The 9,466-nt window shown below is 63.3% G+C and carries 10 protein-coding genes and 1 pseudogene; 2 read left to right on the forward strand and 9 right to left on the reverse strand.

What is annotated here, in order from left to right; genetic code table 11:
• Positions 1–20 precede the first annotated feature (20 nt).
• Positions 21–509 (forward strand): annotated as a pseudogene (locus G7025_RS17320) (cytochrome b/b6 domain-containing protein); the annotation flags it as partial.
• Between the two features lie 32 nt (positions 510–541).
• Here the strand turns inward: G7025_RS17320 and G7025_RS17325 are convergent.
• Positions 542–1,810, reverse strand: coding sequence for an MFS transporter (locus tag G7025_RS17325; protein ID WP_181080358.1), 1,269 nt, complete (start codon positions 1,808–1,810; stop codon positions 542–544).
• Positions 1,811–1,935: 125 nt separating this feature from the next.
• Between G7025_RS17325 and G7025_RS17330 the strand changes: the two genes are divergently transcribed.
• Entirely contained in the window at positions 1,936–2,859 is a 924-nt protein-coding gene (locus G7025_RS17330; RefSeq protein ID WP_181080359.1) for a LysR family transcriptional regulator, read from the forward strand.
• A 103-nt stretch (positions 2,860–2,962) separates the two neighbouring features.
• On the opposite strand, the gene G7025_RS17335 is transcribed toward G7025_RS17330, so the two are convergent.
• The 8 genes from G7025_RS17335 to G7025_RS17370 are packed head-to-tail and all read right to left on the reverse strand — an operon-like array spanning position 2,963 to position 9,465.
• Complete coding sequence (locus tag G7025_RS17335) at positions 2,963–3,409, reverse strand: hypothetical protein (protein ID WP_181080360.1); 447 nt, start codon at positions 3,407–3,409, stop codon at positions 2,963–2,965.
• Positions 3,410–3,435: 26 nt separating this feature from the next.
• Entirely contained in the window at positions 3,436–4,662 is a 1,227-nt protein-coding gene (locus G7025_RS17340) for a beta-ketoacyl-ACP synthase (protein ID WP_034095712.1), read from the reverse strand.
• A complete protein-coding gene (gene fabG / locus G7025_RS17345; protein WP_181080361.1) occupies positions 4,662–5,390 on the reverse strand; it encodes a 3-oxoacyl-ACP reductase FabG in 729 nt (242 codons plus the stop codon). The genes G7025_RS17340 and fabG overlap by 1 nt, the downstream gene beginning before the upstream one ends.
• Positions 5,387–5,848 carry a hotdog family protein gene (locus tag G7025_RS17350; RefSeq protein WP_034136590.1) on the reverse strand — a complete coding sequence of 154 codons (462 nt, stop codon included), beginning with the start codon at positions 5,846–5,848 and terminating at the stop codon, positions 5,387–5,389. The genes fabG and G7025_RS17350 overlap by 4 nt, the downstream gene beginning before the upstream one ends.
• Complete coding sequence (locus G7025_RS17355; protein ID WP_181080362.1) at positions 5,845–7,011, reverse strand: beta-ketoacyl-[acyl-carrier-protein] synthase family protein; 1,167 nt, start codon at positions 7,009–7,011, stop codon at positions 5,845–5,847. Before G7025_RS17355 ends, G7025_RS17350 begins: the two co-directional genes overlap by 4 nt.
• Positions 7,008–7,490, reverse strand: coding sequence for a hypothetical protein (locus G7025_RS17360; RefSeq protein WP_181080363.1), 483 nt, complete (start codon positions 7,488–7,490; stop codon positions 7,008–7,010). The genes G7025_RS17355 and G7025_RS17360 overlap by 4 nt, the downstream gene beginning before the upstream one ends.
• Positions 7,487–8,221: a class I SAM-dependent methyltransferase gene (locus G7025_RS17365; RefSeq protein ID WP_181080364.1), complete on the reverse strand. Its 735-nt coding sequence runs from the start codon at positions 8,219–8,221 to the stop codon at positions 7,487–7,489. The genes G7025_RS17360 and G7025_RS17365 overlap by 4 nt, the downstream gene beginning before the upstream one ends.
• Positions 8,218–9,465 carry an NAD(P)/FAD-dependent oxidoreductase gene (locus G7025_RS17370; protein ID WP_181080365.1) on the reverse strand — a complete coding sequence of 416 codons (1,248 nt, stop codon included), beginning with the start codon at positions 9,463–9,465 and terminating at the stop codon, positions 8,218–8,220. Before G7025_RS17370 ends, G7025_RS17365 begins: the two co-directional genes overlap by 4 nt.
• Position 9,466 lies beyond the last annotated feature (1 nt).

Here is a 9,466-nt window from a genome sequence, read left to right on the forward strand (position 1 = left end):
CATTGTCAGGTGCTATCAGGATGAACACTTCAGCGTATTCAACGGGCCAGAAACTGCTGCATTGGGTTTCGGCCGTCATCATTATGTGGTCTTTGTTGTCCGGTTTTGCCGTGGCCGTCTTCAGCGTGCCGGCGTCGGTAAAGGCATGGGTCGCGTTCTTCAATGTGTCGTTGACCACCCTCTATATTCCGGTTTTTGCCTTGCGGGTGTACTGCTCCTTCGGCCATGGCCTGGATTTTTCCATCAAGCGCACGTTGCAGGAATACATGGCGTTGCTGGTGCATAAGGCCATGTACCTGGTGCTGGCCGTGGTGCTGGCGACGGGCGTGCTGATGATGGATCGACCGATCAATATCTTTAACCTGGCCTTCATTGCGCCATTTGAAACCGACCCTGCGCGTATCGCCCTCTATACCCGCGTACACGTGCTGTCCTGCGTGGCGCTGTTGTTGATGCTGGTGCTGCACATCGGCGCGGTGGTCCTGCATGAACGTCGCGGCAAGCGGGTGATGGCGCGGATGTCGTTCGCGGCGGCCGCTCCTCAGGCCGAGGCCAGCGGTGGCAGCTTTGCCAGCTTCAACGCCACCAGCAAGGCGCCGATCAACAGCGCAACGATAAAACCGCCAATGCCATGCCATCCGCCAAAGTGCCAGAAGAACCCGCCCGCCGTGCCGGCAATACTCGACCCGGCGTAGTAGCAGAACAGGTACAGCGACGATGCTTGCCCTTTGGCTTTCACCGCACGGCGGCCGATCCAGCTGCTGGCCACCGAGTGGGCGCCGAAAAACCCGAAAGTGAACACCAGCATGCCCGGAACGATCAGCCACAACGGTGTGAACAGGGTCAGGGCCATGCCCGCCAGCATCACCAGGATGGTGGCCCACAGCACGCGCCGGCGGCCGAGGCGGTCGGCCAGCGAACCGATCCTGGCCGAGCTGTAGATGCCCGAGAGGTAGACCAGCGATAACAGGCCCACCCACGCCTGGCTCAGATCGTAAGGGGCGGCGAGCAGGCGATAACCGATGTAGTTGAACAAGGTCACGAACGCACCCATCAGCAGGAACGCTTCCAGAAACAGCCAAGGCAGCCCGGCATCCTTGAAGTGCATGACAAACCCGTCCAGCAGGCTGCGCGGCCTCAGGCTGCGAGGGCGGAAATTGCGCGATTCGGGAAGGATTTTCCAGAACACCGTCGCGGCAACCAGCGCCAGGGCGCCGATGATCAGCATCCCGGTGTGCCAACTGACGAAATCGATCAGTACTCCCATGATCAGGCGCCCGCTCATGCCGCCGATGGCGTTGCCGCCGATATACAGGCCCATGGCCAGACCGATGTGTTGAGGGTGGATCTCTTCGCTCAAGTACGTCATGGCCACGGCCGCCAGCCCACTGAGCGCCAGCCCCACCAGCGCACGCATAAACAGGATGCCTTCCCAGGAAGGCATCAGGCCGCTGGCGATGGTGGCAAGCGCGGCACAGAACAACGCGGCCACCATCACCGGTTTACGCCCCAGGGTGTCTGAAATCGGACCGGTGATCAGCAGCCCCAGCGCCAGCATCGCCGTGGAAACCGAGAGGACCAGGCTGCTCTGCGCCGCGTTGATGGAAAACTCATGGGACAGCGCCGGCATCATCGGCTGTACGCAATACAGCAGGGCAAACGTGGCGAAGCCGCCGGAGAACAGCGCGAGCACCGTGCGCATGAACAGCGGCGTGCCTTTTTCGATGTACTCGTCGTTAAGTTGCGCCACCACCTCATCCAGAGCGGTGGGCGGGGCATCTTGAGCGAGTGGCGCGACAGCAGGTTTCACAGAGACCTCGGGGCGATAAAAGCCGGGCAGAGCAGGCAATGCAAAAAAGCATATAGCTGGCTAATGATTCTTTCCAATATATTGTTCGACCTGTTTGATAGCTTTAACGACCTAATGAGGCAAGCATGGAATTACGTCATCTGCGGTATTTCATCGCGGTCGCCGAAGAGCTGCATTTTGGCCGTGCGGCGCAGGTACTGGGCATCTCGCAACCGCCCCTGAGCCAGCAGATCCAGGCGTTGGAGAACGAAGTGGGGGCGCGGCTGTTCGAGCGCACCAATCGTCGGGTCGAACTGAGTGAAGCGGGGCGCCTGTTCCTGCAAGAGGCACGCCTGGTGCTAGCCCAGGTCGATAAAGCCGCAGACGTGGCGCGGCGGGCACAGTTGGGCGAACTGGGAGAATTGAAGATTGGCTTCACGTCATCGGCGCCGTTCAATGCCAGCATTCCCCAGGCGATCTTTGCCTTCCGTCAGGCATTCCCGGCGGTTCACCTCAACCTGCAGGAAATGAGCAGCACCGAGGTGGCCGAGTCGCTGGTGGATGAGTCGATTCAGGTCGGGCTGATGCGTCCGTTGCCCTTGCCGGATTCGCTGGCTGTGATCGAGCTGATGCGCGAACCGCTGGTGGCCGTGCTGAGCGCCGGCCACCCCTTGGCGCAAGGCTCCGAGCGTGGCTTGCACCTGGCGCAATTGGCGCAGGAGCCGTTTGTGTTTTTCCCACGCAGTTACGGCAGTGGCTTGTACGCCCAGCTGCTCAATCTGTGCCGCGACGCCGGCTTCAGCCCGCGCTTCGCCCAGGAAGCGGGGGAGGCGATGACGATTATCGGGTTGGTGGCGGCGGGGTTAGGCGTGTCGGTACTGCCGGCGTCGTATCAGCGCATCCGCATCGATGGCGTGGTCTATCGCACGTTGCTGGATCAGGAGGCGGTGACGGCGGTCTGGCTGGTACAGCGCAAAGGCGCACAAACGCCGATGGCGAAGGCGTTTGTGGAGTTGTTGGTGGTGAGCGGGCTTGCCCCGCGTTGGGCTGCGCAGCAGCCCCAAATCTGACGCTGTGATCTGTCTGAAAAAACGCGGTGATCTTGTTGGGGCCGCTTCGCAGCCCAACGCGGGGCAAGCCCGCTCGCCACAGAGGTGGTGCCTGGCTTTGGTTTTACTTCGACGTTCCCGTCTGCTCAAACAACTGCGCCGCCGACCCTGCCTCGCCACTCACACCATTACTGCGCAACCCCGCCATGATGTCGTTATCCAGGTTGTTCACCCAGCGGTTGTAATTGCGATGGATCTTGCCGTCCTTGTAGCCCAGGTCGCGGCTGTCGCGGTAGGTGATGGCATAGCTACTGCGGGTGTAGTGGATGTCGATTTCAGCGTGGTACTGGCCGCGTACGGTGATTTCGGCCTGAACCAGTTGCGGGCTCAGGCGCTGCACGGTCCATTCGCGTTTCTGCAAGGCGTTGACGATCACCTGCTTCATTTTTTCTTCGCTGACCTGCGTTCCGGCCGGTAGCTCACTGTGAGGGTTGAGCACCGGTTTGCTGGTGCAACCGGCGGCGCTCAGCAGAGCCAAAGTGATGAAGGTGGCGCGTAGCAAGGAAGACATTCCGTTTTCTCCAATCGATTAAAAAATCAGGACCAGCGGCGAAAGATCAGCGACGTATTGACGCCACCAAAGGCAAAATTGTTGTTCATCACATAGTCGTGATGCATCTGGCGAAAGCCGCCCTGCAGGTAATCCAGCTCGCCGCACTGCGGGTCGACCGTGTCCAGGTTGAAAGTGTGCACGTACTGGTCGCGGTTCATCATTTCGATGCTGAACCACGACTCCAGCGCCCCGCACGCGCCCAGGGTGTGGCCCAGAAAGCTCTTTTGCGAACTGATAGGCATGCGACTGCCGAACAGGCTGCTGGTGGCCAGGGTCTCGGCGATGTCGCCCTGATCGGTGGCGGTGCCATGCCCGTTTACGTAACCGATGGCGGCCGGTGCCAGCCCGGCGTCTTCCAGGGCCAGTTCCATGGCACGGCGCATGGTTTTCTGTTCCGGGCGGGTGGTGTGCTGGCCGTCGGCGTTACTGCCGAAGCCGACGATTTCGGCATGGATATGCGCACCGCGCGCCAGGGCGTGTTCCAGTTCTTCGAGCACCAGCATGCCGCCGCCTTCACCGATCACCAGGCCGTCGCGGCCGCTGTCGTAGGGGCGTGGGCTGGTTTGCGGTGCGTCGTTTTTCAGGCTGGTGGCGTACAGCGCATCGAATACCATGGCTTCGGTGGGGCACAGCTCTTCGGCACCGCCGGCGAGCATCAACGGCAGGCGCCCGAACTTGATCGCCTCGTAGGCGTAGCCGATGCCCTGGCTGCCGCTGGTGCAGGCGCTCGAAGTGGGAATCAAGCGCCCGGTCAGGCCAAAAAAAATGCTGATATTCGCCGCCGTGGTGTGCGGCATCATGCGCACATAGGAGTTGGCGTTGAGCCCCTCGGCCACCGAGTTGAGCAGCATGTTGCCGAAAGCCTTGATCTCATCGGTGCTGCCGGTGGACGAACCACAGGCCACGCCCATGCGCCCGTCCTTGATCGACTCATCGCCGAGCAAACCGGCATCCTGCAACGCCTGCTCCGCGGCCCACACCGCCAGGCGCGAGACGCGGCCCATGCTGCGCAGTTGCTTGCGTGTCCAGTGGGAGGGCACCACGAAATCGTCGATGGGCCCGGCCAAGCGCGTGTTCAGTTCGGTGAAACGGTCCCATTCGTCCATGCGCCGGATACCGCTGCGGTTGGCGCGGAAGTTGGCCGAAATGGTCGGCCAGTCGCTGCCCAGGGAGGTCACGCCGGCCATGCCGGTGACGACGACACGCTTCATCAGCACAGGCCCCCATTCACCGCCAGCACCTGGCGGGTGATGTAACCGGCTTCCGCAGACATCAGGAAGTTCACCGCCCCGGCCACTTCTTCCGGGGTGCCCATGCGTTGTGCCGGGATCATTTTCATCAGTTCCTCGACGGGTACGTTTTCGTCCAGCATGGCCGTGTCGATCAGCCCCGGCGCGACGCAGTTGACCGTGATCCTGCGCTTGCCCAGCTCGATGGCCAGGGCCTTGGCCGCGCCGATCAGGCCGGCTTTCGAGGCACTGTAGTTGACCTGCCCGCGATTGCCGATCAGCCCCGATACCGAGGTAATGCACACGATGCGCCCGGCCGCGCGACGACGGATCATCGGCATCATCACCGGGTGCAGCACGTTGTAGAAACCGTCCAGATTGGTGCGCATCACCACGTCCCAGTCGTCCTCCGACAAGGCCGGGAACGCGCCGTCGCGGGTCAGGCCGGCGTTGAGCACCACGCCGTAATAGGCGCCGTGTTGCTCCACATCGGCTTCAAGGATGTGCTTGCAGCTGGCGCGATCCGCCACGTCGAACTGCAGCACCCGCGCCTGACGGCCCAGGGCCTGGATCTGCACCTGCACCGCATCCGCCTCGGCGCGGCCGCTGCGGCAGTGCAGCACAATGTCGTGGCCCGCCTGGGCCAGGCGCAGGGCAATGGCGCGGCCGATGCCACGGCTGGAGCCGGTGACCAGTACGGATTCAGTCATGGCGTTTCGTCCTTCGATTCATCTAAATAGGCGGCCGCCTGGGGCGGTCGAAATACGTTCAAGCGCGCGCTGGCGTGGAACCCGTCGCCGCGCAGGTGGCATTCGAACACACCCATGCCGTTGTCGTCTTCCAGCGACCGCAGGCCGTGGATGCTCAGCTCGGCGCCGGCCGGGAAGTGCTCGACGTTGCACTCGAACTTACGCGTGCCCAGCAGGAAGCCCAACGCCACCGGCTCGCCTTTGCGGCGGGCGTGGCAGCCGGCGTAGGCGGCGACGCTCTGGGCCATCAGTTCGATGCCGACCCAGGCCGGCAGGCTGCCGTCAGGGCGGTTGAACAGGCCACCGGGCTTGACGGTGGCGCGGGTGTGAATCTGTTCTTCGTCGAACGACAGCACCTGGTCGATCAGGATCATGTCGCCCGCGTGGGGGATCAGTTCGGCGAGTGGCCAATCGATCATGGGGCCTCTCCGATAATCAGGCTGACGTTGTTGCCGCCGAAGGCAAACGAGTTGCTCATCAGGCAGGTTTTCTCCAAAGGTTCGCCGACACGCGCCCATTGCAAGGCCGGGAGCACAGGGTCGGCCTCGCCGTCCCAAACATGCGGTGGCACCTGGCCGTGGCGCAGGCTCAGCCAGCAGAACGCGGCTTCCAGCGCGCCGGCGGCGCCCAGGGTATGGCCGCTCATGGGTTTGGTCGACGAGCAGGTCACGCCGGCGGGGAACAGGCTGGCGACTGCCAGGCTTTCCATGGCGTCGTTGTGCTGGGTAGCGGTGCCATGCAGGTTCAGGTAGCCGATCTGCTCAGGCATCAGTTTTGCGCTGGCCAAGGCCTTGCGCATCGCCTGCAACGCGCCCTTGCCGCTCGGCTCCGGCGCGGAAATATGGTGCGCATCGCAACTGGCGCCGCTGCCCAACAGGGCGATGGGCGCCGGTTGCCTGCTCATCAGGAACAGCACGGCCGCTTCACCGATATTGATGCCGTCGCGGTTGCGCGAAAACGGGTTGCAGCGCGTGTCGGATACCGCTTCCAGCGCGCTGAAACCGTTGAGGGTCAGCTTGCACAGGCTGTCCACGCCGCCGCAGATCACCGCGTCGCACAGGCCCAGGTCCAGCAGGCGCCGGGCACTCATCAGCGCACGGGCGCTGGAGGTGCAGGCGGTGGAAATCACATAGGCCGGGCCGCTCAGTTGCAACCAGTCGGCGAGGAAATTTGCCGGCGCACTGAGTTCCTGTTGCTGATAGTCATAGGTGCCGGGGAAGTGGTTGTCACGCAGGTACTCGGCGATGCCGCGACTGGCCTCATCGATGCCCGAAGTACTGGTGCCGAGCACCACGCCCACGCGCGAGGTGCCGTAGGTGTGGATGGCCTGGCGAATCTCGTCCTCGATCTGCAACGCCGCTTCCAGCAACAGTTGATTGTTGCGGCTGCTTTGCTGGCCCAGTTCAACCGGGATACGCGCCAGCTCACCCTGCACGCCGCCCACCGGCAATACGCGTTCCGGCACCCAGCCACTTTCGGCGCGCATGCCCGAGCAATCGCCGGCGAACAGGTTGCGGCTGACTTCGGCCTGGCCTCGGCCAAGGGCGCAGATCAGGCCGAGGGCGTTCAGGTAGGCGCTCATCGGGCGGCTCCAAGCGGCGTGATGCGGTAGCTCAAAGGCTGCCCCGCGATGTTCACGCGGAATACTTCGGAAGACTGGTACACGATCTGCCAATGGCCCGGCAGGGTGCGCGTCAGGTCCCGCGCCTGGGCGCTGGGGTACAGCGCGCGCACCTCATCCGCCGACGTCAGGGCAAATAACAGCGCGGCGAACAGCTCACGCGCCTGCGGGTTGGGCGGCAGCAAGCCATCGGCCTGCCACTGGCCGTCGACCAGTTTCTGCCGGGCCTGGGGAATACCCAGCGGGTCCATCATCGACCAGCGCAATGCGGCGCCTTCGCGTTGCACCACCAGCAGCCAATCCTGGGTCTGGCCGTCCGCCAGGCGTTGCACATGCAGTTGCAGCGGCAGCGGCAGGCGCGGGGTGGTCGCGGGCAGCGGCGGCTGGCTGGCGCAGGCGCTGAGCAGCAACAGGCAACCGATCAATAACGCGCGGATCATGGCGCAACGCTCGCCAAGGGTTTGCGCGCCACGCAGTTGACCAGGGTTTCTTCGCGCTGGCCCACCGGTTTCGGCCGGCGCAGGCGCAGGCGTTCGAGCAGGCCGAAATCCTTCGAGCGGCTCCACCACAGGTAGGGGTATGAAACGTTCTGCGGGCCAAACTCAAAGCCTTGCTCGCGCAGCATCGCCAGGTATTCTTCGGCGCTTTTCTGCACGTGCATGGGGTGGCGGAACAGCCACCGGATCACCCAGGTGTCGATATAGGCTTCGGTGGATTCGGCAAACAACAGGTAGCCGCCGGGTTTGAGCACCCGGTAGAACTCTTGCAGCGCACGGTGCTGTTCCACCAGATGGTGAAAGGTCTGGTGGCAGAACAGCAGGTCGACGCTGTCGTCGGCCATGTCGAGGGTGGCGCAATCGCTGCCGATCAGCTCGACGTTCAGGCCCTGGCGCTCGGCTTCGGCCTGGCTCATCTGCAAACTGTGGGGGTCGGCATCCAGGCCGATCAGGCGCGCCGGTGCAAACGCTTGTTGCAGCAGGGTGAACGATTTGCCCTGACCGCAACCGGCGTCCAGCAGCACCGGCGCCTGGGGCAGCGGCTCGCTGAACAGGCCGCGCAGGTCGTTGATGGCCACGCGCAGCACGTAGTGTTGCCAGGTGTGGCTGCGCAGGAACCACAGGCCGAAGCGGGTTTCCTCGACGTAGTTTTTGCTCAGGTAGGGCGTACTCATACCGGCTCACTCGCACAGATTTCCGACAACATCCGCAAGCGTCGCTTGGGCTCGCTGACAAACGGGTTGCGCTCGTCCCATGCATAGCCGGCAAGGATCGAGCTGATCATGCGGCGAATCTCCGGGGCGCTGCCGGGATGGAAAATTACATCCTGGAACGTCCCGGCGTACCAGCCTTCGACGTAGCAACGGAAAGTATCGACGCCGCGCTTGAGGGGCGCGGCGAATTCGGTCTGCCAATCCACCGTCTCGCCGCTCAACTGGCGGTGCAGCACGCCGGCGGCCATGCTGGCCGAGCGCATGGCGATGGTCACACCGGAGGAGAACACCGGGTCGAGGAATTCCGCTGCGTTGCCCAACAGCGCAAAGCCCGGGCCGTGCAAGGTGGTGACGTTCGCCGAGTAGCCGCCGATGCTGCGCGCCGGCGTATCCCACACAGCGTTTTGCAGCACGCCGGCCAGGCTCGGCGTTTCGGCGATAAAGCCGCGCAGGCAAGCGTCCAGATCATCGCCACGGGTGTCGAAATGCTCCTTGGCCGCAACCACCCCCACTGAGCAGCGGCCGTTGCTGAACGGTATGGTCCAGAACCAGATGTCGCGCTGGGTGGGATGGGTGGTCACGAGGATCTTGGTGCGGTCGAAGCCTGGGTGTTCGATGCGGTCTTCGACGTGGGTGAACACCGCCTGACGCACCGGAAAATTCGACGGAGCTTCCAGGTCCAGCAGGCGCGGCAGCACGCGGCCGTAGCCGCTGGCATCGAGCACGAACTTGGCCTTGAGGTGGTACTCGCTGCCGTTCTCGCGACGCACATGCAAGTAACGGCAGTCACCTTTGAAGTCCACGCCGACGATGGTTTCGCCGTAGCGGATATCCACACCCTGCAGTTCGGCCTGGTCGGCCAGCAACTTGTCGAACTCGCCGCGCTGCACCTGGAACGTGGTGGGCTTGCCATCGCTGAACGTATCGCTGAAATCGAAGGCGCTGTAGCGCTCGCCCCAGGCGAACGCGGCACCGGTTTTCAGTTGGAAACCTGCTGCCTGCACGGCGTCCAGCATGCCGGCCTCTTCGATGAAATCGATGCAGTGGGACAGCAGGCTTTCACCGATCGAGAATCGCGGAAAGTGCTGGCGCTCGATGATCAATACATCATGCCCTTTGCGCTTGAGCAGCGCGGCGGCGATGGCACCTGATGGGCCGGCACCGATCACCAGGACCTGGCGGCGTTCCATTTCAACTGTGGGCACG

This window comes from Pseudomonas lurida, from assembly GCF_013522705.1.
Classification (GTDB): Bacteria; Pseudomonadota; Gammaproteobacteria; order Pseudomonadales; family Pseudomonadaceae; genus Aquipseudomonas; species Aquipseudomonas quebecensis.

Bases quoted from the DNA above. Each gene is read 5' to 3' on its own strand.
- G7025_RS17330 (WP_181080359.1), top strand. From the start codon at position 1,936: ATGGAATTACGTCATCTGCGGTATTTCATCGCGGTCGCCGAAGAGCTG.
- G7025_RS17335 (WP_181080360.1), bottom strand. From the start codon at position 3,409: ATGTCTTCCTTGCTACGCGCCACCTTCATCACTTTGGCTCTGCTGAGC.
- G7025_RS17340 (WP_034095712.1), bottom strand. From the start codon at position 4,662: ATGAAGCGTGTCGTCGTCACCGGCATGGCCGGCGTGACCTCCCTGGGC.
- fabG (WP_181080361.1), bottom strand. From the start codon at position 5,390: ATGACTGAATCCGTACTGGTCACCGGCTCCAGCCGTGGCATCGGCCGC.
- G7025_RS17350 (WP_034136590.1), bottom strand. From the start codon at position 5,848: ATGATCGATTGGCCACTCGCCGAACTGATCCCCCACGCGGGCGACATG.
- G7025_RS17355 (WP_181080362.1), bottom strand. From the start codon at position 7,011: ATGAGCGCCTACCTGAACGCCCTCGGCCTGATCTGCGCCCTTGGCCGA.
- G7025_RS17360 (WP_181080363.1), bottom strand. From the start codon at position 7,490: ATGATCCGCGCGTTATTGATCGGTTGCCTGTTGCTGCTCAGCGCCTGC.
- G7025_RS17365 (WP_181080364.1), bottom strand. From the start codon at position 8,221: ATGAGTACGCCCTACCTGAGCAAAAACTACGTCGAGGAAACCCGCTTC.